Genomic DNA, 20792 nt, shown 5'->3' on the forward strand with positions numbered 1-20792 from the left:
GGCCCCCGGGGGGAGCGCCCGCTCCCCCCGGGACGACTCCGGGGTGACCCCGTGGTGTGCGCCGTCGCGAGAAGGGCCGGATCTTGACGGTCGGTCCGCCGGAAGGTCACTTGTGCGGCCGTGATGATCACCGTAGATCTGGGACCGGACCTATGGATCACCTGGATCACCTGGATCACCCGGAGGGGAACCCATGCCTCAGATCGCCGTCGACCACTCCGCACCGCTCGACCGGCGCGGCTTCGCGCTCGCCCTGCACGCGCTCGTCGCCGAGCAGGTCAACACGGCGCCCGGAAACTGCAAGACCCGCTTCCGCGAGATCGCGGAGGCGGTCGTCGGGGACGGTTCGGGCGAGGAGACCCTCGTGCACGTCGACATCGCCATGGCGTCCGGGCGTACGGACGAGGTGAAGGCGCGGCTCTCGGCAGCCATCCTCGACCTGCTGCCGAAGCACCTCCAGACGACCGGGGAGGTCCTGCTCTCCGTCGAGATCCGCGACTTCCAGGCGTCCTACCGCAGGCGCTGATCGGGTACGCCGGGCAGCCCGCCCGCCGGGGCGGCGCCCGGCGCCGTCGCGGGCACGAGCGAGACGAGCCGGGTCACCAGGTCCCCGAAGGGCCCGTCGGCCGGCTCGTCCGCCAGGATCCCGACCAGGATCTCCGCCATCCCGGGGTCGTACGCGGCGCTCACCGCCGCGAGGGCCGCGAAGTCGTGCACGAGCTGCAACTCCAGCTCCGCGCGCGGCACCCGCCGCCCGTCCAGCCAGAGCAGCGCCGTCGACTCGGCGAGCGACACCCAGGAGCGGACCACCAACTCCAGGCGGGCCGAGGGCTCCTCGACCGCCAGGTGCGCGAGGATCTGCTCGTACGCGGCCTGCCGCACCTCGTCGATCATCGCGTTCGTCGTGGAGGAGCCGACGGCCGGGCCGCCCCGCATGAGGGCCGCGAACCCGGGGCCGTGCTCGTCCACGAAGTCGAAGAACCGGCCCATCACCCGCAGCAGCCGGGCCCCCAGCGGGCCCCGGGGCGGCTCCACGAAGCGGGCCGCCAACTCGTCGGCGGCCCGCCGGAGGGCCGCCTCGTAGAGGCTCTGCTTGCCGGGGAAGTAGTGGTAGACCAGCGGCCGCGAGATCCCCGCGGCCGCGGCGATCTCGTCGATGGACACCTCGTCGGGAGAGCGGTGGCTGAAGAGTTCGAGGGCCACCCCGATCAACTGCTGCTTGCGCTCCTCGACGCCCATCCTGCGGCGCACCCCGGTCGTCATGCGAACAGCCTAACGGCGTCCGTTACGCTCCTGCCCCATGAGCGCTCCCGACCAGGACACCCCGGCGACCGGGTCCCCGAAGGCCCCCGGGGCCCCGAAGACCGCCGACGAGGCCGCTGCCGAGCTCACCGAAGCCCCCGAGGACGGCCCCGAGGGGGAGGTGGACGTCGAACTCGACGGGGAGAGCGACGAGTTCGACGGCGAGGACGACGGCGAGGACGAGAAGAGGGGCGGGGGCCTCACTCCCCGGCAGGCCAGGCGGCTGCGCGTCGCCGCCGCCTCCGTCCTCCTCGTCGCCCTCGCCGTGGTGCTCGTCGTCCGCCTCGCGAGCCGTACGTCCGTCCTGGTCGTCGGCGTGTACGGACTCGCCATGATCCTCTGCGGCGTCGTGATCGAACTCTCCCGCAACGGCCGTACCCGCCTGGGCACGTGGCTCCTGGCGGGCGGTCTGCTCACCGCGCTCGCCCTGGACTGGCTGGTCCTGCCGTAGGGGGCTTCTCGTCGGTCACGCCGGGCTCGCGCCCCCGCTTCGGGCCGCCGCCCCCCGGGGTTCGGGCCGCCGGCCCCGGGGTGAAGAACCCGGCCGCCTTCTCCAGGGCCCGTCCTAGAGGTCGAGCACGAGCCGCTTCCCCGTGCAGCGCGAGACGCAGATCAGCATCGAGTCGTCCCGCTCGGCGTCGGTGAGCAGCTCGTCCCGGTGGTCGATCCCGCCCGCCAGGACCCGCTGCCGGCAGGTCCCGCAGAACCCCTGCCGGCAGGAGTACGGGACGTCCGGCAGCTCCGTGCGGACCGCGTCCAGGAGCGACTGGTCGGCCGCCACCGCCACCGTCCGGCCGGAGCGGCGCAGTTCGACCTCGAAGGCGGTGCCGCCGGTCGTCGCGGACGCCGAGAAGCGCTCCAGGCGCGGGGGCCGGCCCTCGGGCAGCGCCGCGCCGACCGCGTCCATGAGCCCGTCGGGACCGCAGCAGTAGACCGCGGTCCCCTCCGGCACGTCCGCGAGGAGGCCCAGGTCGGGCAGGCCGGACTCGTCCTCGGCGACGACGGTCGTACGGCCGCCGCCCAGGGCCTCGACCTCGGCGAGGTACGGCATGGTGGCGCGGCTCCGGCCGCAGTAGAGCAGGTGCCAGTCGGCCCCGGCAGCCTCGGCGGCGCGCAGCATGGGCAGGACCGGGGTGATGCCGATGCCGCCGGCGACGAAGACGTACGCGGGCGCGTCGACGAGCGGGAAGCGGTTCCGGGGGCCCCGGATCTCGACCTCCACGCCCGCGTGGAGCTGCTCGTGGACCTCGCGCGAACCGCCCCGGCCGCCCTGTCCGGCCCCGACCAGCCGGGTGGCCACCGTGTACGCGCCGGTGTCGGCGGGGTCGCCGCAGAGCGAGTACTGCCGGACGAGCCCGGAGGGCAGGACCAGGTCGATGTGGGCGCCCGGCTGCCAGGCGGGCAGTCCGGTGCCTTCGAGGCGCAGCTCGACGACGCCCTCGGCGGGCGAAGCGCGGCCGGCGACCAGGACCTTGCGGGGGACCGTGCGGCCCCGGCCGTACCCGGAGACGGGCTCGTCCAGCGCGGGCATCGGCCACAGCGGGGCGGTGGACATGCGGCGGCGGACGGCCCGGCGCACGAGCAGGGCGGCTCCGGCGGCGAGGGCGACGGAGGCGAACCGGGCCATCAGTGGCCCCCGTTGGCGCCGGGGGAGGAGGCGAGGTAGGCCACGGCCTGCGCGGTGTCGCCCTCCTGGGAGGGGTGGTAGGACCGGCTGAGGTAGCGCGGGATGGAGCGCAGCATGGCCGGGGTGGAGGGCAGCACGCCCTGCCGCCCCTTCCGCACGAAGTCCGCGAAGGAGGCCTTCGGGTCGACGAGGCTGGGGTCGTTCTCCAGGAAGAAGCGGACGCCCCGCTGCCAGAGGAAGACGAGCGCGCCGAAGGCGAGCGCCCAGGTGCGGGCCCGGCGCCGGTAGCCGCCGTCGAGGTGCACGAAGAGGTCGAAGGCGACCGAGCGGTGCTCGACCTCCTCGGCCCCGTGCCAGCGCAGCAGGTCGAGCATGGTCGGGTCGGCGCCGACCCGGTCGAGCGCGTCGGCGTTGAGGACCCAGTCGCCGAGGAAGGCGGTGTAGTGCTCGATGGCGGCGATCATCGCGACCCGCTCCCTCAGCCACCAGCGGCGCGCCCGGCCCGGCGGCAGCGTGCGGTCCCCGAGCAGCTTCTCGAAGAACCAGTCGACCTGCGCGGTGTACGGGGTGGGGTCGAGGCCCAGCTTCCGCAGGTGCGGCAGGACGTCGTCGTGGGCCTGGGAGTGGATGGCCTCCTGGCCGATGAACCCGATGACGTCCTCGCGGAGCCGGTCGTCCGTGACGTACGGCAGCGCCTGCTTGTAGACGTGCACGAACCAGCGCTCGCCGGCCGGGAGGAGCAGGTGCAGCACGTTGATGGTGTGCGTGGTGAACGGATCGCCCGGAACCCAGTGGAGCGGCGTCTCCTCCCAGTCGAAGGAGACCTTGCGGGCCTTGAGCTCGACGTGCTCCGACGCCACCGGTGCGGGCTGCGTATTAGACATGCCGTCAATGTACTGAGGGGTAAGCGGCGGGAACAGGTGTGTGCGGGGCCTTTTTGCGGAGCCCCGGCGGGGTGCGGGGCCTTTCCGCGGACCGGCCGCCGGGACGTGACCCTCACCTCACCCCACCTCACCGCAGCGCGGTCGTCCGCGTCCCGTCCCGCAGGGTGCCGTTCAGGTCCGCCTCGGCCCCGGCGCTCGCCCGCACGGCGAGGACGGACCCGTCCGAGCGGCCCTCCACCCCGCCCGAGACCTCCAGGGACGCGAAGTCGGAGGAGCCCGCCGCCAGGACGTACCAACTGCCGCCCGGCGCCCGCCACAGGACGCCCGCCAGGACCCGGGGATCGCGCACGCCGCAGGCCGGCGAGCCCTCGGAGCGGGCAGCGAGCGCCGCGGGCACCTCCGGCGACGGGACCAGGAACTGGGCGAGGACCCGGCCGCCCGTGCCCCGCCAGGTCTCCGCGCGCGTGCACAGCCAGGCGCCGAGCCCCGCGTCCTCGGGCAACGGCTGCCGGGCGAACCGCCAGGCGTTCACCGACCGCACCCCGCGCGCCCGCACCGCCGTCAACTGGCAGGCCGTCCGGGCCCACGCCTCCCGCGCCTCCGTCCCGGTCGCGTCCGCCGGATCGGCCGGCCGGCCCCACAGGAGCCGGGCCGGCGCCAGTTCCCCGAGGTCGGTGAAGAGCCGCAGGCCCGCACCGTCCCGCACCTGGAGCGCGTTCCAGCGGGTGCAGCCCTTCGCCTGCGCCGGACTGGGCACCGGATCGGTGACGCCGTCCGCGTCCCGCGCCAGGACGTACGGCTCCTTCGCGGGCGCCAGCAGGTTCCGCACCGCCGTCTCCCGCACCCAGGGGGCCGTGAGGTAGCGGACGTTGCCCGCCGCGCGGGACACGACGAGCGCCGTCGAACCGACCGCGTCGGCCCCGTCCGTCCGCGCGAAGTCGAGCGCGGCGCCCGCCGTCCCCGCGACCGGCTCCGCGTACCGCACGGCCCGCAGCCCGTCGTGGAAGAGCACCACCCGCACCGCGTCCACCCGCCCCGCGAACAGCAGTTGGGGCGGCCCCATCGGAGGCCCGACGGGCGTCCCCGGCGTCGCGGACGACCGCACGGACCCCCCGGGCCGCGCCCATACGGCGAGGGCCCGCCGCAGCAGCGCGGTGTCCCCGGCCAGGTTCCCGCGCGCGGGCCACACGGAGAAGTCCTGCCGCGTCGACCCCGGCCAGACGGCGGGACCGACCCGCTTCACGGCGGCCGGGTCGAGTGCGGCCTCGGCGGCGGGGTTGCGCGCGTACGAGGGCGCCGCGGCCCCGTTCCGCCCCCACCCGTCCCCGGGCAGCCCGAGCAGCGCCCCGCACACCACGAGCGCCGCGACGGCCGTGAACCCGGCCCGCACGTGCTGCCGCCGCCGCAGCAGATCGGTCGGCCGCGCCTGGAGCGCGCAGGGGTCGAACTCGTCGGATTCGAGCAGGGCGGCACCACTGAGCCGGGCGGCCGGGGGGCCGGCGCCTTGCCCGGGGCTCGCGCCGGGGCTGGTTTCCCTCCCGACACCCGTACCGGAGCCGTCCGGGCCGCCGACCCCGCCGGGTCGGCCCGGTCCCCCGCCCTTCCCCTGCCCGCCGACCCCGGCGGACCGGTCGGCGGCGGGGTCACCGGAACCGTCGAAGGGCCCGGCGCCCGCCCCGTCCGGCACGCCCGAGGCGCCCCACGCCTCCGCCGCCTCCACCGCGTCCGCCTCCGCCAGGGCCGCCGCCGGGTCGTCGACGCCCGCCGCGGCCAGGACGCGGAGGACCTCCGGGTCGCCCTGGCGCTCCAGACCCCGGAGCACGTACGCCGCGCGGCCGGGGCCGGAGAGCCGGGACAGGCGCTGGTCCAGGGCGAGTTCGTCGGCGCCGCCCACCCGGGGGAAGAGCCGCAGCCCCCACACGTGCGGCAGCAGCGGCGGGAACTGCGCCCGGCGCGGCAGCGCGAGCCGCCGCAGCGGCAGCCCGGCGACCAGGGCCTGCCGCAGCACCTCGCCCCGTACGTACGCGTACCCGGGATCGACCGCGTCCTCCGTCCGCCGCGGCCCCGGCACGGCGGCACCCGGCACCCGGCGGCGCGGCAGCGAGCGCTGGACGAGCGCGTGGGCGGTCAGCACCCGGCGGTTGCGGCCGAGCGCGGGCGGCAGGACGAGGTAGGCGACGCGGACGAGCCGCGGATAGCGCTCGACGAGCGCCGCCTCGGCCTGCTCGACGTCGACGGGACCCGTGGGGGAGGGGGCGAGATCCTGGGTGCTCACGTTCAGCAGAACGAGCGATTCTTCCGATGGTCACCCCGGAGCGCACCGGCCCGCACCGGCCTGGGCGCCCCCCCGGGGCCCGTCGACCGCCCCCCACCGTCAACCGCTCCCCGCCGTCAACCGCTCCCGGATCCGCCCCGTCACCTCGTCCGGCACCCCGAGCCCCTCCCGCACGTACTTCTCCATCGAGCCGTGCCGCACCGCCACCTCGTCGAGCGCCGCGTCCAGGTACTCCGGGAGCACCCCGATCAGGTCGAGCGCCACCTGCGGGTCGCCGCCCTGGGCCGTGAACCCCTCGATCATCGGCGCGAACGCCTGCCGCACCGCCGGATTGACCGACAGGTACTCCTCCCGCACCGTCTCCTCGTCCGCCCCGAGCAGCGACAGGACGACCGTCGCCGCCCACCCCGTCCTGTCCTTGCCCGCCGTGCAGTGGAAGAGCAGCGGCCCGGCGTCCGGCGCGCCCAGCTCGGCGAGGAGGACGGCGTAGGCGGCGCGGGCGGAGTCGGCGGAGACGAAGGCCCGGTAGGTGCGGGCGAAGGCCTCCCGCATCCGGCCCCCGCCCAGGTGCTCCTCGGCCAGGGCCGGCTGGGAGAGCAGCGTCTTCAGGCGCGCGGCCGGGGGCAGCCCGCTGGTGGCCAGCCAGTCGGCGAGCACGTCCGCGACGAGCGGCCGGGCGCCGGCGGGCAGCCGGTCGGGCCGCTCCTCGCGCTCGACGTCCGTCCGGAAGTCCACGACCGTACGGATCCCCAGACCCGCCACGGCGGGATCGCCCGGATCGAGCCGGTCGAGCTGCGCGGAACGGAGCACGAGCCCCGGACGGACCGCGCGCCCGCCGGCGAGCGGCAGACCGCCGAGGTCACGGAGGTTGGCGACGGAGACGGCGGGGATGGCGGCCATGACGTCGACTCCTCGGGTTCGTACCGCTTCGCACGGCTTCGTGCCGCCGCGCACCTTTCCCGTCGACCGTAAGCGATCACAGCGGCGCGGGCAGGCCCAGGCGCTCCCCGGGGGCACCGGCGTGGACGGTCCCAAGCGCTTCCCCAGGGACACCGGTGCGGGCGGTCCCAAGCGCTCCCGGGGACACCGGCCCCGCCCTCACCTCCCGGCCAGCGCCGCCAGCACCTCCGCCTCGCGCTCCGGCGGGAGCCCGACCCCCGGGCGGTCCGGCCGCTGGGGCGCGACCCCGCCGAGGGACTCCAGCCACGCCCAGGTGTCCGCGACCGTCTCCGCCACGGGCCGGCAGCGCAGCCCGGCCGCGAGCGCCCGGGAGACGTCGGCGGTGTGCATCGCGTCGTACGTCTCGCCCGGCGGCAGCCACACGGGCAGCTCCGTCCACGGCTCCGCCCCCGCCGCGAGCAGCTCCTCCGGCGCGGTCCAGCGCAGCTCGGCGCCCGAACCCGTGGCCCGCACGCAGGCGTCGAGGAGCCCGCCCATGGTGGCGTGCCCGGGCGGCGCGACGAGGTTGTACGGCCCCGAGAGCCCGGCCGCCACCGCGTCGAGGGTCCACCCGGCCAGGTCGCGCACGTCCACGTACTGGATCGGCGACTCCGCGGGCCCGGGGGCCAGGACCGGGCCGCCGCGCGCGATCCGGTTCAGCCACCAGGGGAGCCGGCCCACGTTCTCGTACGGTCCGAGGATCAGGCCCGCGCGGACGAACAGCGTCCGGTCGGCGCCGAAGGCGGCTTCGACGGCGAGCTCCCCGCCCCGCTTGGCCTCCGCGTACGGCACGTCCCCGTCGTCCGGCGACCCCGCCACCAGCGGACCGTCCTCCGCGAGCCCGGCCGCCGGGGGCCAGGCGTACACGGAACGGCTCGACACGTACGCGTACCGCCCGACCCGGTCCGCGAGCAGCCCGGCCGCGTCCCGCACCGCCGAGGGGGCCGCCGACCAGGTGTCCACGGCGGCGTCCCAGGAGCCCCCGGCGAGGGCGGCGAGACCCTCCGGACCGGCGGTGCGGTCCCCGAGCAGGGACCGGACCCCCGCCGGGGGAGCGTGCCGGCCCCGGTGGAAGACCGTCACCTCCCACCCCCGGCCGAGCGCGGCCTCGACGACCGCGCGGCCCACGAACTCCGTACCTCCGAGCATCAGCAGTTTCATGATCCGAGCCTGCCCGGCCGTCCGGCGGCGGGACCAGCGATTCCGCTCCCGGAGGATTCCGCCGGGGGCGGACGCGCCGGGGGCCGGGGCCGGTGGAAGGGGGTCTGTTCGGCCAGGTGGCGGGATGACACCATGGCGGACGATGACGGATGCCCGGTCGCCCCTGCGCGCCCTGCGAGCCGCACTGTTCGCGGTGGTGTGCGTGACTTTGGCGGCGGTGGGGCATTCGTCCATGTCTGCGCACGGGCTGCCGGTCACCGCGCTCCTCGGCGCCTTCGCCGTGACGGCCGCCGTCGCCTGGGCCGGGGCGGGCCGCCGCCGGGGCGCACCCACGATCGCGGGCGCGCTGCTCACCCTCCAGGGCGCGCTCCACGTGCTCTTCTCGACGACGGGCACCCACGGAGGGACCACGACGCACCGGGGCGGGCACGCCGGCACGGCCCACCACCACGCGACGCACGGCATGACGGGGATGACGGGCATAACGGGCGCGACGGGCACGGCGGAGGGAACAACCTCCGCCCTGGACCCGGCCATCGCCCAGGTCGTGGACTCCGCCACCGCCTCCGGCCCCGGCATGCTCGCCGTCCACCTCCTCGCCGCGCTGCTCTGCGGCCTCTGGCTGGCCCACGGCGAGGCCGCGTTCTTCGCGCTCGCCCGCGCCGCCCTCGCGTACGCCTTCACCCCGCTGCGCCTGCTGCGCGCGCTCGTCCGCGTCCCCGACGCCCCGCGCGGCCCGGTCCGCCGGGCGCGGCGGAACGCCCACCGGCCGCACACCGTCGTCCTCGCCCACACCCTGTCCCGGCGCGGCCCGCCCCGACCGTCCGCACCCCGCGCCACGGCCCTCGGAGCGCACGTCTGACCGGGGGTCGCTCCCCCCTGTCCGCACGTACCGAGAACCAGGACGGTCATCCGTGACGATCGACGATCCCGCACGCCCCGAAACACCAGGGACAACCGAAGCACCAGGGACAACCGAAACACCAGAAGCACCCGAAAAGCTCGAAACGCTCGAAACATCCGAGGCGTCCCCGTCGGACCCCCCCCCGCCCCCTCCCCACAAGCCCACCACCTGGAGCGCCCTGCGCCCCCTCCTCCTCCGCCTCCACTTCTACGCGGGCGTCCTCGTCGCCCCGTTCCTCCTCGTCGCCGCCCTCAGCGGCCTGCTCTACGCGCTCTCCTTCCAGGCCGAGAAGGTGGTCTACGCGCACGAACTGGAGGTCCCCGTCGGCGACGCGGCCCTGCCCCTCTCCCGGCAGGTGGACATCGCCCGCGCGGCCAACCCGGACGGCACCGTCACCGCCGTCTGGCCCGGCGCCGAACCCGGCGCGACGACCCGGGTCCTGATGGCCGACCCCGACGTCCCCGAGGACACCTCGCTCGCCGTCTTCGTCGATCCGTACACCGGGGAGGTCCGCGGGCAACTGCCCAGTTACGGCAGCTCCGGCGCGCTGCCGCTGCGCACCTGGATCGACGGTCTCCACCGCGACCTGCACCTGGGCGAGTTCGGCCGCAACTACAGCGAACTCGCCGCGAGCTGGCTGTGGGTGATAGCGCTCGGCGGCCTGCTGCTCTGGATCGGCCGGCGCCGGAAGAACCGCCGCGCCCTGTTCGTGCCGGAGGGCGGCCCGGCCTCCCGCCGCCGCACCCTCTCCTGGCACGGCTCGGTCGGCCTGTGGGCGGCGGCCGGCCTCGTCCTGCTCTCCGCGACGGGCCTGACCTGGTCGCGGTACGCGGGCGAGAACATCGGCGCCGTCCAGGACGGCCTCGGGGGCGCGACCCCCGTCCTCACCGCGACGGTCGGCGACGCGCCCACCGGCCACGAAGGACACGAGGGCCACGGCGGCACCCCCGACCCCACGGCCCGAGGCCCGGTCGCAGGGCCGGACATGGGCCTGGACGAGGCGGTCGGGGCGGCCCGCGCGGCCGGCATCGACAGCCCGCGGATCTCGGTGGTCCTGCCCGCCGAGGGCAAGGGGTACGTGGTCAAGGAGACCGACACGCAGTTCCCCCTGGAACTCGACTCGGTGGCCCTCGACCCGGCCGACGGCAAGGTCCTCGACCGGCTCGCCTTCGCGGACTACCCGCTGCTCGCGAAGCTCACCCGGATCGGCATCGACGCGCACACGGGCGTCTTCCTGGGCCTGTTCAACCAACTGCTGCTCGCGGCCCTCGCGCTCGCCCTCGTCCTGCTGGTCCTCTGGGGCTACCGGATGTGGTGGCTGCGCCGCCCGGGCCGCCCGGCGGCGCGCGGGGCCTGGCGGAAGGTCCCGGTCACCCTGCTGCTGCCGCTCGCGGCGGCGACGGCGCTGGTGGCCTGGTTCGTCCCGCTCCTCGGGATCAGCCTGCTGCTGTTCCTGGCCGTCGACCGCGCCCTCGCCCTCACCGCGAAGGCGAGGACGAGGGCGGGGTAGAGAACCGGCCGAACCGCCCGATCAGGGCGTGTACTTGTAGCCGACCCGCCGCACGGTCTGGATCGTGTGGCGGTGCTCGGCGCCCAGCTTGCGGCGCAGCCGGGCCACGTGGACGTCGACCGTGCGCCCGTCACCGACGTGCCCGTAGCCCCACACCGTCGTGACCAACTGGTCGCGGGTGTGCACCCGGTGGGGGTGCGCCACCAGGTGGGCGAGGAGCTCGAACTCCAAGTACGTCAGGTCGAGCGGCTGCCCGTCCACGACGGCGACCCGCTGGACGTCGTCGATGGTCACCGGCCCCCGCTCCTCGGCCGCGACGGGCGCGGTCACGGGGGAGGGGACGGCGGCCACGGGCAGGTGCGGCTGCTGGTCGGCCGGGACGAGCACGAGGTACCCGACCATCGGCGGGCGGCCCGGCAGCGCGGGCAGCGCGTGCTGCGGCGCGGGCAGCAGGGTGGCACCGGGCGGCAGGAAGTCCGCCACCTGGGAGAAGTCGACGACCTCGTTCGGATCGACGGCACGCAGTCGGTGCCGGCCGGGACGGACGGCCGTGAGGGAGGCACTCTGGGTGTGGGCCATGGCAGGTCAGCTCTTTCGCGCGGAGAAACGGACGGACAGGCGTCGTACGTCGTGCGCGTCGGCCGAAGGCCGGGGATCGGACAGGGCCGATCGGGGCTTTAGAGGGCCGACGCGTTCCTCGCGCGGCAACACACCCGGTCGAAGTCGTGATGCTGCCGGGAAGGCCAGAACGGCTCGAGGTCGTGACGACCCGTCGCGGTGTCGTTCTGCAAGTTGGCCATATCCCTATTGAACCAGAAGGGAAACACCAGGACGACCCCCGGAACGGTCGAACCCTGTGTCATCCGTCCCACATGACGGAAGGGGCGCCCACCGTACGAAACGGCGGGCGCCCCTCCCGAAGACGCTCGGAGAGCCTCCGGTCAGACCTGGCCGGCCTTCGCCAGGGCCTCGCAGCAGGTGTCCACGATGAGGCGGGTCACCACGTACGGGTCGACGTTGGCGTTCGGGCGGCGGTCCTCGATGTAGCCCTTGCGCTCCTGCTCGACCTGCCACGGGATGCGGACCGAGGCGCCGCGGTCCGAGACGCCGTAGGAGTACTCGTCCCACGGGGCGGTCTCGTGCAGGCCCGTCAGGCGCTCGTCGATGCCGGCGCCGTAGTTCTTGACGTGGTCGAGCGGCTTGGAGCCCTCGCCGAGGGACTCGCACGCGGTGATGATCGCGTCGTAGCCCTCGCGCATCGCCTTCGTGGAGAAGTTGGTGTGCGCGCCCGCGCCGTTCCAGTCGCCCTTCACCGGCTTCGGGTCCAGGGTCGCGGCGACGTCGAAGTCCTCGGCCGTGCGGTACAGCAGCCAGCGGGCCACCCAGAGCTGGTCCGAGACCTCCAGGGGAGCCAGCGGGCCGACCTGGAACTCCCACTGGCCCGGCATGACCTCGGCGTTGATGCCGGAGATGCCGAGACCGGCCGTGAGGCAGTTCTCCAGGTGCGCCTCGACGATCGGGCGGCCGTGGATCTCGTCCACGCCGACGCCGCAGTAGTAACCGCCCTGCGGGGCCGGGAAGCCGTTGACCGGGAAGCCGAGCGGGCGGGTGCCCTCGAAGAAGGTGTACTCCTGCTCGATGCCGAAGATCGGCTCCTGCGAGGCGTGCTTCGCGGCGACCTCGGCGAGCGCGGCGCGCGTGTTGGACGAGTGCGGCGTCATGTCCGTGTTGAGGACCTCGCACAGGACCAGGACGTCGTCGCCGCCGCGGATCGGGTCCGGGCAGACGAAGACCGGCTTGAGGACGCGGTCCGAGGCGTGGCCCTCGGCCTGGTTCGTGCTGGAACCGTCGAAGCCCCAGATCGGCAGCTCGTCGAGCGCCCGGCCCCCACCGGTGATGATCTTCGTCTTGGAGCGGAGCTTCGCGGTCGGCTCGGTGCCGTCGATCCAGATGTACTCAGCCTTGAAGGTCACGGGGCTCATCCTTAGGGCGCGTGGCGTGCTGCTGGGGTTTCCCCCGGCGCCCGGAGGCGGCGGGAGGGGCTGCCCGCGGCGGCTCGCGGCGCTGCGAGAAGCTGCGGTCTCCGCACGGATCCGGCCGGAGCCGGGCCGTACGGTTGCTTTCGGACCGCAGCTTCGCAACACGGGATTTCCCGTCGGTTGCCCGTTTGTGAACCCCGTGTTACTCAGCCTTCCTCCGCCTCCCGCACCTTCCGTGCGACGACGTGGGCGTCCAGGAGCCCGCCCAGGCCCGCCGCTCCGATCCGCCGCACCAGCTCGGCGTACGAGGTGCCCAGGGCCTCCGCGGTCCGCCCGAGGTGCCAGTCGCGGTCCGCGAGCCGGTGCAGCAGGTACCCCTTCCTGACCTGCTTGTCCGAGAGCCGGAAGGTCTTCAGATAGGCCGTCCGTCCCTTGTGGTCGCTGATCAGCTCCCCGATGTGCTGCTCCCGCCCGTCCCGCCCGAACGGCGGCAGGAACCGGTACAGGTCGAACGCCCCCGCCCGGTACACCCGTTCGAAGGCGTACGAGGTCTCCAGGAGGTCCCGCGCCATCAGCCCGTCGTGCGCCGCCGCCCAGGCCCGCTCCTGTCCCAGGGCCGCCGCCCGCAGGTCCGCGAGCGTGCGGATCCCGCCGGCCCCGTCCCGGATCCGCGCCGTGAACTCCGGCACAGGGGCGCCGTAGTGCGCGTACTGGTGGACCAGCTCCCCGTACAGGTCCTCGACGAGCGTCGGGTGCAGGACCCGGTAGTCCTCCGGGTGCGGCACGACGAAGGCCGCGGCCAGGGCGTCGGCCGCGTACACGAGCACCCCGCACTGCCCCGGGTGCAGCTCGAACACCCGCAGCGCGTCCCCGAGCCCCGGCACGTCCCACCCGGCGTACGCCGCCTCGGCGCGCGGCGAGAGCCCCCGCCGCACCGCCTCCCGGGACCAGTCGTCCCAGACCACGGACGGCCCGCCGAAGTGCAGCGCGAGATAGCCCTCCAGGGCGAGGTGCAGCGGCAGGAACCGCAGCCGCCGCTCGCCCCGCCGGCGCTTGGCCAGGCGGTGGACGCGGTGCACGGGCACGCACGGGGGAGCCGCGTCCCCGAGCCGGGTCCCGTACGCGGCGGACTCGCCGTCCTGCCCGGAGCCGGACCAGTCGGCGACGAAGCCGTGCGGGACGTACGAGGTGTACGCGGTCCGGCCGCCGAGCTCCACCGAGGCCGTCCCGGACCCCTCGTACACCTCCCGGCGCAGGCGGAGGCCGGGCACCGGCTCGTTCCGTACGAGCGGGACGAGCCGCACCCCGCCCCACACCTGCGCGGGCCGCACGTCGAGTCCGGTCAGATCGATCCGGGTCACCCTCCGCCTCCCGCCAGGAACGCCTCCACCCGCCGGTCCAGATGGGCCCGCAGCTCCGCGAACCCCGTCCGCCCCTGCGCGAACTGCGCGATCTCCACCAGGGCCGCCAGGTCCTCCGCGTCCCGGATGCCGGCGGTCGGCACGCCCGGCGCGAGCCGGCGCACGTCGAAGCCCCCGGCGTCGTATACGGGGTTGAGGTGCACGACACCGGTCCGCCGCTCCGGATCGAGCCGCGTCCGCCACACCCGGAGGACCTCGCCCGCGAGCCCCGGCGGGGCGTTGTCCCAGCCGTCCGAGACGATCACGAGCCGCTCGGGGCCGCTCTCCAGGGCGTCCAGGACCCGCAGGCCGAGCGGGGTCGGCCCGTACGGCCGGACGAGCAGCGGATCGTTCCCGCCCGAGGTCCACAGCGGGGCGTACGCGCCCGGCGCCGCGAGGGCCTCCAGGAGGAAGTGGCAGCCCAGGGCCACGGCCAGCGGGCGGCGCCGCTTCACCGCCGAACCGGAGGACGAGAAGCTGTCGTCGAGCACGGCGGCCACCCGCCCCCAGCTCCCGGCGTGCGGTCCGGCCGCGCGCCGGGCGGCGGCCCGCAGCGCCCCGGTCAGCTCGCCGCGCCGGGCGACCCGCTCGGCGAAGGGCAGGGACAGGACGTACACGGCGAGCCGGGTGAGCGGCATGGCGGACAGGTCCCGCGCGGCCCCCGCCACGCGCGCGGTGCGGAGCCGTTCGAGCCGGGTCATCCGGGGCGCGATCCGCTCCAGGAACAGCGCGCGGGGCACCCCGTGCCGCGCGGCGAACCCCTCGGCGACGGTGAACGGCAGCTCGTACAGCGCGCCCTGCTCGTGGTGCGCCCGGCGGTGGGCGTCGAGCAGCGGGTGGCCGTACCGGACGCGGCGGCGGGGCGCGAAGAGGAAGTCGCCCGTCTCGGGGTCGGCCGGCGGCCCGTGGACGTGCCGGAGGGCGGCCTTCAGGTCGCCCCGGTACTTCACGGCGTCGAGCGCCGGATCGGGGCGGGCCGCGATCCACTCGCGCACGATCGCGCGCGTGCGCCGGTTGTTGACCCCGGCCGCGCGCAGCGCCCGGAACAGCCGGTAGACCCGCTGTGGCGGCAGCACGGCGAGCCGGGCGGCAATCAGCCGTCCCTCGCCCGGCTCCGCCTCCGCCGGGGTGCGCAGCAGGTGCTCGACGACGAGGGCCGCGTTGTGGTCGTTGATGTCGAGCGCGAGCGCGGCGGCGTACACGGGCCGGTAGTTGACCCGTACGTACGCGTGGAGGAAGGCGAGGGAGAGCCGCTGCTCGCCGGCGGAGGAGCGGAACTCGCGCTGTCCGGTGGCGGTGACGGCGGCGTTCACGAACAGGAGCACGTCCTCGGCGGCGACGAGTTCGGACACGGATCTCCCCCTTCTGGGCGCCGGCCGGGGAATGGGGGCGCGAACAGCGAAGACGTTGCTTCATAGGCAGGTTCCGGAAGTCGCGCCGGAGTCCCGCGGCCGGCGGGGGAACGCTAACCCGGATGGCGGAGAGGGAGCCAGGGGATTTCGGTGCGCACCCCGTCACCGCCGCTCGTCGGAGCCACCCGGCAGACTGTGACCATGGCGAAGAAGCTCGGGGCGAAACCCCGCATAGGACTCCTCGGCACCGGCCCCTGGGCCGGGCACACCCACGCGCCCGCGCTCGCCGGGCATCCCGGCGTCGACTTCAGCGGGGTGTGGGGGCGGCGCCCGGAGGCGGCGGAGGCGCTGGCCACCGCGTCGGGCACGCGCGCGTACGAGGACGTGGACGCGCTCTTCGAGGCGAGCGACGCCGTGGCCCTGGCCCTGCCGCCGGACGTGCAGGCCCCGCTGGCGGTGCGGGCCGCGGCCGCCGGCTGCCACGTCCTCCTGGACAAGCCGGTCGCCACGACGGTGGCCGAGGCCCGCGAGGTGGCGGACGCCGTGACGGCGGCGGGGGTCGCGTCGGTGGTCTTCTGCACCCTGCGGTTCGCGGAGCCGACGGCCTCCTGGATCGAGGAGCAGGCGGCGGCGGACGGCTGGTTCCTGGGCGAGGCGCACTGGCTGGGCTCGCTGTACGGCTCCGGCTCCACGAGCGAGTACGCGGCCTCGCCCTGGCGGCGCGAGAAGGGCGGCCTGTGGGACGTCGGCCCGCACGTCCTCTCGGTCTACCTGCCCGTCCTGGGGGACGTCACCGCGATCACGGCCGCGCCGGGCCCGCAGGACACCCACCACCTGGTCCTGCGCCACGCGTCGGGGGCGAGCAGCACCGCGACGCTCACCCTCAGCGCCCCGCCGGAGGCGTCGGAGGCGGCCCTCACCCTGTTCGGTACGAAGGGCCGCGCGGAGATGCCGGGCTGGGACGGGGCGGTGGACGCCTTCGGCGCGGCCGTGGACGCCCTGGTCGCCTCGGCCCGCACGGGCACGCCCCACCCCTGCGACGCCCGCTTCGGCCTGCGCCTCACGGAGATCCTGACGGAGGCGGAGCGGCTGACGGCCCGGCCCTGAGGACCCGGGCCCGGGCCGTCCTCAGCGGCGGGACAGCGCGTCCCGCACGGCCTCCTCGGAGCGGCCCACGACGGCGGTGCCGTCCTCGGCGGTGATGATCGGCCGCTGGATGAGCTTCGGGTGGGCGGCGAGGGCCCCGATCCACCGGTCGCGGTGCTCCGCGTCCCGGGGCCACTCCTTCACCCCGAGCTCCTTCGCCTCGGCCTCCTGGGTCCGGGTGACGTCCCACGGTTCGAGCCCGAGCCGCCCGAGCACCTCCCGGATCTCGTCGGCCGAGGGCACGTCCTCCAGGTAGCGCCGGACGGTGTACCCGGCCCCTTCGGCGTCGAGCAGCGCGAGGGCGCCGCGGCACTTGGAACAGGCGGGATTGATCCAGATCTCCATGGCGCACACGGTACCCCCGCGACCGCCCTCCGTGAGCCCCTCCGTGCCCCCGAAAACTGGCTCTGGCCAGGGACGATTGTCAGTGGGGCCCGGTAAAATAACGAGTGAAGGTGAGGGTCCCGAGGAGGGCCCCCGCCCCACCGTTCGCCAGGAGGTAGCCCATGGCTCTCGCCGTGATCCGGACGCCGTCCCTCGAACCCTGGAAGCCGCTCCAGAAGCAGCCGCTCCCCGCGGGCCGGCCCCGCGAGTGGTACGTCACGCACAACCGGCGCCTGAAGGCCATGCGCCTCGCGATCGCCCTGCTCGACGCCGGCGTCTACGTCCCGTCGAAGGCCACGAACACGACGATACGCACCACGGCCGAGCAGCTCGGCATCCACCCGCCCTCGGACACCACCTGCCGCATGGTCCGCACCCTGATCCGCTACGGGCGCTGACGGGGGCCGTGAGCACGGCGAAGGCCGCCGCCCCCGGACTTCCGGGAGCGGCGGCCTTCGTACGACCGGCGCCTCGCGACTTAGAGGTCGAAGTACAGCTCGAACTCGTGCGGGTGCGGGCGGAGCTGGATCGGGGCGATCTCGTTGGTGCGCTTGTAGTCGATCCAGGTCTCGATCAGGTCCGAGGTGAAGACGCCACCGGCCTGGAGGTACTCGTTGTCCTCCTCCAGGGCGGAGAGGACGGCCTCCAGGTTGGTCGGGACCTGCGGGACGTTGGCGTGCTCCTCCGGAGCCAGCTCGTACAGGTCCTTGTCGATCGGCTCCAGCGGCTCGATCTTGTTCTTGATGCCGTCGAGGCCCGCGAGGAGCAGCGCCGAGAAGGCGAGGTACGGGTTCGAGGACGGGTCCGGCGCGCGGAACTCGACGCGCTTGGCCTTCGGGTTGGCGCCCGTGATCGGGATGCGCATGGCGGCGGAGCGGTTGCGCTGCGAGTACACCATGTTGACCGGGGCCTCGAAGCCCGGGACCAGGCGGTGGTACGAGTTAACCGTCGGGTTGGTGAAGGCGAGCAGCGACGGGGCGTGCTTGAGGATGCCGCCGATGTAGTAGCGGGCGGTGTCCGAGAGGCCCGCGTAGCCCGTCTCGTCGTAGAACAGCGGGTCGCCGTTGGCCCACAGCGACTGGTGGACGTGCATGCCCGAGCCGTTGTCGCCGAAGATCGGCTTCGGCATGAAGGTCGCGGTCTTGCCGTTCCGCCAGGCGACGTTCTTGATGATGTACTTGAACAGCATCAGGTCGTCGGCCGAGGCCAGCAGCGTGTTGAACTTGTAGTTGATCTCGGCCTGGCCGGCGGTGCCGACCTCGTGGTGCTGGCGCTCGACCTGGAGGCCGACGTTCTCCAGCTCCAGGGACATCTCCGAGCGCAGGTCGGCGAAGTGGTCGACCGGCGGGGCCGGGAAGTAGCCGCCCTTGTAGCGGACCTTGTAGCCGCGGTTGTTCTCCTCCGCACCGGTGTTCCAGGCGCCGGCCTCGGAGTCGATGTGGTAGAAGCCCTGGTTCGCCGAGGTCTCGAAGCGCACCGAGTCGAAGACGTAGAACTCCGCCTCGGGGCCGAAGTACGCGGTGTCGGCGATGCCGGTGGAGGCGAGGTACGCCTCCGCCTTCTTCGCGATGTTGCGCGGGTCGCGGCTGTACGCCTCGCCCGTGATCGGGTCGTGGATGAAGAAGTTGACGTTCAGCGTCTTGTCGCGGCGGAAGGGGTCCACCCGGGCCGTCGACAGGTCGGCGCGCAGCGACATGTCCGACTCGTGGATGGCCTGGAAGCCGCGGATCGACGAGCCGTCGAACGCGAGCTCCTCCGACGGGTCGAAGGCCGAGGCGGGGATCGTGAAGTGCTGCATCACGCCCGGAAGGTCGCAGAACCGGACGTCGACCATCTTGACGTCGTTGTCCTTGATGAACTTCTGAGCCTCTTCGGCGTTCTGGAACCCGTGCGTCTGGGACATCCCACTCCTCCTACTCCCGGCCCGGGGAGGGGCGGGGTTGCAGCTCGTTCGTGCGGCCAGTGCGGTGGCACACGCTGGACCCGACCATAGGCAGACGGGATTTCTCAAGCATGACCCAATTGTTTCGTCGAAGTTAACCGGGGTGGGTGCCGGTCGTGCTCCGGGCATGGGTCCGTTCCCGCCGCCGGGGGTCCTCGGACCTCCACCCGGTACCCGGGCCGAAGAGATCGAAAACGGGCACAGTACCGTGGTCGGGTGGACAACAGGCAAGCAATCGGATCGTGGCTCTCCGGCCCCCGCGCGGCGGCCGAGGAAGCGGGCGTCGACTTCGGCTACCGCGGTCAGCAGCTCGGACTGCCCGAGGAGGGGCCCGGTTCGATCGCCCGCCCCGGGCGGCGCCTGGGCGCCCTCGCCGTCGACTGGGCCCTCTGCATGCTGATCGCATACGGCCTGATCACCCACGGCTACAGCCAGGCCACCGGCAACTGGGCCCTGGTCATCCTGTTCGTCATGAGCGCCCTGACCGTCGGCACCGTCGGCGCCACGCCCGGCAAGCTCCTCTTCCGCCTGCGCGCCGTCTCCGTGCGCGGCGGCCGGCTCGGCCCGGTGCGCGCGGTGCTCCGCTCGCTCCTGGTCTGCCTGGCGATCCCGGCCCTGATCTGGGACCGCGACGGCCGCGGCCTGCACGACCGCCTCTCCGGCGCCGTCCAGGTCCGCGTCTGACGCCGTACACACGTGAGAGGGGCTCCGGACCGCACGGTCCAGAGCCCCTCTCACGTGTTCGGTCGGGCGCGTCAGCGCATCTTTCCGCCGCGCGGCATCCGCATGCCCTTCGGCATCGGGCCCTTCGGCAGGGGCATGTTGCTCATGAGGTCGCCCATCGCCCGCAGCCGGTCGTTGGCCGCGGTCACCTGCGGGCCGGTGAGCACCCGGGGCAGCTTCAGCATGGTCGTGCGCACCTTCTTCAGCGGCACCTGGCCCTCGCCGTCGCCGACGATGATGTCGTGCACCGGGACGTCCACCACGACGCGGTTCATGCGCTTCTTCTCCGCCGCGAGGAGCGCCTTGACCCGGTTCGGGTTGCCCTCGGCCACGAGGACGATGCCGGCCCGGCCGACCGCGCGGTGCACGACGTCCTGGCTGCGGTTCATCGCGACCGCGGGGGTCGTCGTCCAGCCGCGCCCGACGTTCTGCAGCACCGCCGCCGCCGCGCCCGGCTGGCCCTCCATCTGCCCGAAGGCCGCGCGCTCGGCGCGCCGCCCGAAGACGATGGCCGCCGCCAGGAGTCCCAGGACGAAGCCCAGGATGCCCAGGTAGACCGGATGCCCGATGAGGAAGCCGATCGCGAGGAGGACACCGAGTACGCCGATGCCCACGCCCGCGACGACGAGACCGACCTTCGGGTCGGCCTTCCGGGTCATCTTGTACGTGAGGGCGATCTGCTTCAGTCGCCCGGGGTTGGCAGCGTCAGCGCTGCTCGTGTTTGCCTTCCTCGCCATGTTCCGAAGTTTACGTGGCCCGGGAAGCGCGACCCGACGCGACCTCCATCACGCGCTGGGCCTCGACCCGGTCCTTGGCGCGGCGCCGGTCCTCCAGGACGGAGTTCCAGGCGTTGCGCCGGGCGGTGCGCTGTCCCGAGCCCAGGAGCAGCGACTCCACGGCCCTCAGGGCGTCGGTGACGGACGGGATCGCGGTGACGCGGACGTGCGTCGATGCGGCCGGCATGGCGGGGTCCTCCCTCGAAGGCGGGTGAGACGAGGTGGGGGTGTGAGCGGGCGGTGGCGGTGCGTGGAACCACGCTCACAGATCGGTGTTACCAGGGCGTGACCCGGCGGTCAAACACGGGTGAAACGTCGGTGCGGCCGGTCGGCCCAGTGCGGAGACGGCGGTGCGGTCCGTACGGCCCCGCTGAGCTGCGGGGTCGTGCGGACCGCACCGGATCCGGCCACTACCGGCCGGTAACTACTTGTGCTCGGATTCACACGCGGTTCGTACGCGGCGGGCGCACCCGCTTGCGCGCCCTACG

The 20792-nt window shown here is 74.3% G+C and carries 21 protein-coding genes; 7 read left to right on the forward strand and 14 right to left on the reverse strand.

Translation table 11 applies throughout. The features are described from left to right. Positions 1–193: 193 nt before the first annotated feature. Positions 194–526: a 5-carboxymethyl-2-hydroxymuconate Delta-isomerase gene (locus tag ACFYNX_RS08555; RefSeq protein WP_125666930.1), complete on the forward strand. Its 333-nt coding sequence runs from the start codon at positions 194–196 to the stop codon at positions 524–526. Here ACFYNX_RS08555 and ACFYNX_RS08560 read toward each other — a convergent pair. Then, on the reverse strand, positions 511–1263 hold the full coding sequence (locus ACFYNX_RS08560) for a TetR/AcrR family transcriptional regulator (RefSeq protein WP_125666931.1): 753 nt from the start codon (positions 1261–1263) through the stop codon (positions 511–513). The two genes, ACFYNX_RS08555 and ACFYNX_RS08560, sit on opposite strands and share 16 nt — an antisense overlap. A 37-nt stretch (positions 1264–1300) precedes the next feature. Between ACFYNX_RS08560 and ACFYNX_RS08565 the strand changes: the two genes are divergently transcribed. Continuing rightward, entirely contained in the window at positions 1301–1753 is a 453-nt protein-coding gene (locus ACFYNX_RS08565) for a hypothetical protein (protein WP_388659064.1), read from the forward strand. Between the two features lie 114 nt (positions 1754–1867). Here the strand turns inward: ACFYNX_RS08565 and ACFYNX_RS08570 are convergent, their stop codons facing one another. From ACFYNX_RS08570 to ACFYNX_RS08590, 5 genes are all read right to left on the reverse strand, one after another. Next, positions 1868–2929, reverse strand: a complete 1062-nt coding sequence (locus tag ACFYNX_RS08570) for a PDR/VanB family oxidoreductase (protein ID WP_388659067.1) — start codon at positions 2927–2929, stop codon at positions 1868–1870. Next, the gene (locus ACFYNX_RS08575; protein ID WP_365550621.1) at positions 2929–3813 is read right to left on the reverse strand and encodes a metal-dependent hydrolase; all 885 of its coding nucleotides are present in this window, start codon (positions 3811–3813) and stop codon (positions 2929–2931) included. Before ACFYNX_RS08575 ends, ACFYNX_RS08570 begins: the two co-directional genes overlap by 1 nt. Positions 3814–3940: 127 nt before the next feature. Then, positions 3941–6088: a hypothetical protein gene (locus tag ACFYNX_RS08580; RefSeq protein ID WP_388659070.1), complete on the reverse strand. Its 2148-nt coding sequence runs from the start codon at positions 6086–6088 to the stop codon at positions 3941–3943. A 99-nt stretch (positions 6089–6187) separates the two neighbouring features. Beyond that, complete coding sequence (locus ACFYNX_RS08585) at positions 6188–6988, reverse strand: tyrosine-protein phosphatase (protein WP_388659073.1); 801 nt, start codon at positions 6986–6988, stop codon at positions 6188–6190. A gap of 198 nt (positions 6989–7186) precedes the next feature. Then, complete coding sequence (locus ACFYNX_RS08590; RefSeq protein ID WP_388659076.1) at positions 7187–8188, reverse strand: NAD-dependent epimerase/dehydratase family protein; 1002 nt, start codon at positions 8186–8188, stop codon at positions 7187–7189. 232 nt (positions 8189–8420) lie between these two features. On the opposite strand from ACFYNX_RS08590, the gene ACFYNX_RS08595 reads away from it, so the two are divergent. Together ACFYNX_RS08595 and ACFYNX_RS08600 are read left to right on the forward strand one after the other, a co-directional pair. After that, positions 8421–9050 (forward strand): hypothetical protein, encoded by a 630-nt coding sequence (locus ACFYNX_RS08595; protein ID WP_388659078.1) that lies wholly within the window; start codon positions 8421–8423, stop codon positions 9048–9050. Positions 9051–9102: 52 nt separating this feature from the next. Continuing rightward, positions 9103–10602, forward strand: coding sequence for a PepSY-associated TM helix domain-containing protein (locus ACFYNX_RS08600; protein ID WP_388659080.1), 1500 nt, complete (start codon positions 9103–9105; stop codon positions 10600–10602). Between the two features lie 21 nt (positions 10603–10623). Here the strand turns inward: ACFYNX_RS08600 and ACFYNX_RS08605 are convergent, their stop codons facing one another. The 4 genes from ACFYNX_RS08605 to ACFYNX_RS08620 all read right to left on the reverse strand — a co-directional run bounded on the left by ACFYNX_RS08605 (position 10624) and on the right by ACFYNX_RS08620 (position 15333). Beyond that, positions 10624–11181 (reverse strand): winged helix-turn-helix domain-containing protein, encoded by a 558-nt coding sequence (locus tag ACFYNX_RS08605; RefSeq protein ID WP_388659083.1) that lies wholly within the window; start codon positions 11179–11181, stop codon positions 10624–10626. Between the two features lie 362 nt (positions 11182–11543). Then, a complete protein-coding gene (glnII, locus tag ACFYNX_RS08610; RefSeq protein WP_365550640.1) occupies positions 11544–12575 on the reverse strand; it encodes a glutamine synthetase in 1032 nt (343 codons plus the stop codon). Positions 12576–12787: 212 nt separating this feature from the next. Further along, positions 12788–13942: a hypothetical protein gene (locus tag ACFYNX_RS08615; protein ID WP_388659086.1), complete on the reverse strand. Its 1155-nt coding sequence runs from the start codon at positions 13940–13942 to the stop codon at positions 12788–12790. Then, the gene (locus ACFYNX_RS08620; protein ID WP_388659088.1) at positions 13939–15333 is read right to left on the reverse strand and encodes a hypothetical protein; all 1395 of its coding nucleotides are present in this window, start codon (positions 15331–15333) and stop codon (positions 13939–13941) included. Before ACFYNX_RS08620 ends, ACFYNX_RS08615 begins: the two co-directional genes overlap by 4 nt. 201 nt (positions 15334–15534) lie before the next feature. Here ACFYNX_RS08620 and ACFYNX_RS08625 point away from each other — a divergent pair, with 201 nt between their 5' ends. Further along, positions 15535–16440: a Gfo/Idh/MocA family protein gene (locus ACFYNX_RS08625; RefSeq protein WP_388659091.1), complete on the forward strand. Its 906-nt coding sequence runs from the start codon at positions 15535–15537 to the stop codon at positions 16438–16440. Positions 16441–16461: 21 nt separating this feature from the next. On the opposite strand, the gene ACFYNX_RS08630 is transcribed toward ACFYNX_RS08625, so the two are convergent. After that, a complete protein-coding gene (locus ACFYNX_RS08630; protein ID WP_365550651.1) occupies positions 16462–16824 on the reverse strand; it encodes an arsenate reductase family protein in 363 nt (120 codons plus the stop codon). Positions 16825–16985: 161 nt separating this feature from the next. On the opposite strand from ACFYNX_RS08630, the gene ACFYNX_RS08635 reads away from it, so the two are divergent. Then, positions 16986–17261 (forward strand): hypothetical protein, encoded by a 276-nt coding sequence (locus ACFYNX_RS08635; protein ID WP_125665681.1) that lies wholly within the window; start codon positions 16986–16988, stop codon positions 17259–17261. An 80-nt stretch (positions 17262–17341) separates the two neighbouring features. On the opposite strand, the gene glnA is transcribed toward ACFYNX_RS08635, so the two are convergent. Then, on the reverse strand, positions 17342–18766 hold the full coding sequence (glnA, locus tag ACFYNX_RS08640) for a type I glutamate--ammonia ligase (protein WP_388659094.1): 1425 nt from the start codon (positions 18764–18766) through the stop codon (positions 17342–17344). 255 nt (positions 18767–19021) lie between these two features. Here glnA and ACFYNX_RS08645 point away from each other — a divergent pair, with 255 nt between their 5' ends. Then, positions 19022–19489, forward strand: a complete 468-nt coding sequence (locus tag ACFYNX_RS08645) for an RDD family protein (RefSeq protein WP_125665679.1) — start codon at positions 19022–19024, stop codon at positions 19487–19489. A gap of 71 nt (positions 19490–19560) precedes the next feature. Here ACFYNX_RS08645 and ACFYNX_RS08650 read toward each other — a convergent pair whose 3' ends face one another. Continuing rightward, positions 19561–20265 carry a DUF4191 domain-containing protein gene (locus ACFYNX_RS08650; protein WP_388659097.1) on the reverse strand — a complete coding sequence of 235 codons (705 nt, stop codon included), beginning with the start codon at positions 20263–20265 and terminating at the stop codon, positions 19561–19563. A gap of 10 nt (positions 20266–20275) precedes the next feature. Beyond that, entirely contained in the window at positions 20276–20491 is a 216-nt protein-coding gene (locus ACFYNX_RS08655) for a hypothetical protein (protein WP_062756304.1), read from the reverse strand. Between the last annotated feature and the right edge of the window lie 301 nt (positions 20492–20792).

Origin of the sequence: Streptomyces sp. NPDC007872 (assembly GCF_042868165.1) — a bacterium.
Classification (GTDB): Bacteria; Actinomycetota; Actinomycetes; order Streptomycetales; family Streptomycetaceae; genus Streptomyces.

Excerpts from the sequence above, each read along its gene's own strand:
- ACFYNX_RS08605 (WP_388659083.1), bottom strand. The coding sequence starts at position 11,181 with ATGGCCCACACCCAGAGTGCCTCCCTCACGGCCGTCCGTCCCGGCCGG.
- ACFYNX_RS08625 (WP_388659091.1), top strand. The coding sequence starts at position 15,535 with ATGGCGAAGAAGCTCGGGGCGAAACCCCGCATAGGACTCCTCGGCACC.
- ACFYNX_RS08565 (WP_388659064.1), top strand. The coding sequence starts at position 1,301 with ATGAGCGCTCCCGACCAGGACACCCCGGCGACCGGGTCCCCGAAGGCC.
- glnA (WP_388659094.1), bottom strand. The coding sequence starts at position 18,766 with ATGTCCCAGACGCACGGGTTCCAGAACGCCGAAGAGGCTCAGAAGTTC.
- ACFYNX_RS08575 (WP_365550621.1), bottom strand. The coding sequence starts at position 3,813 with ATGTCTAATACGCAGCCCGCACCGGTGGCGTCGGAGCACGTCGAGCTC.
- ACFYNX_RS08570 (WP_388659067.1), bottom strand. The coding sequence starts at position 2,929 with ATGGCCCGGTTCGCCTCCGTCGCCCTCGCCGCCGGAGCCGCCCTGCTC.
- ACFYNX_RS08655 (WP_062756304.1), bottom strand. The coding sequence starts at position 20,491 with ATGCCGGCCGCATCGACGCACGTCCGCGTCACCGCGATCCCGTCCGTC.
- ACFYNX_RS08590 (WP_388659076.1), bottom strand. The coding sequence starts at position 8,188 with ATGAAACTGCTGATGCTCGGAGGTACGGAGTTCGTGGGCCGCGCGGTC.
- ACFYNX_RS08635 (WP_125665681.1), top strand. The coding sequence starts at position 16,986 with ATGGCTCTCGCCGTGATCCGGACGCCGTCCCTCGAACCCTGGAAGCCG.
- ACFYNX_RS08585 (WP_388659073.1), bottom strand. The coding sequence starts at position 6,988 with ATGGCCGCCATCCCCGCCGTCTCCGTCGCCAACCTCCGTGACCTCGGC.
- ACFYNX_RS08630 (WP_365550651.1), bottom strand. The coding sequence starts at position 16,824 with ATGGAGATCTGGATCAATCCCGCCTGTTCCAAGTGCCGCGGCGCCCTC.
- ACFYNX_RS08650 (WP_388659097.1), bottom strand. The coding sequence starts at position 20,265 with ATGGCGAGGAAGGCAAACACGAGCAGCGCTGACGCTGCCAACCCCGGG.
- ACFYNX_RS08555 (WP_125666930.1), top strand. The coding sequence starts at position 194 with ATGCCTCAGATCGCCGTCGACCACTCCGCACCGCTCGACCGGCGCGGC.
- ACFYNX_RS08595 (WP_388659078.1), top strand. The coding sequence starts at position 8,421 with ATGTCTGCGCACGGGCTGCCGGTCACCGCGCTCCTCGGCGCCTTCGCC.
- ACFYNX_RS08560 (WP_125666931.1), bottom strand. The coding sequence starts at position 1,263 with ATGACGACCGGGGTGCGCCGCAGGATGGGCGTCGAGGAGCGCAAGCAG.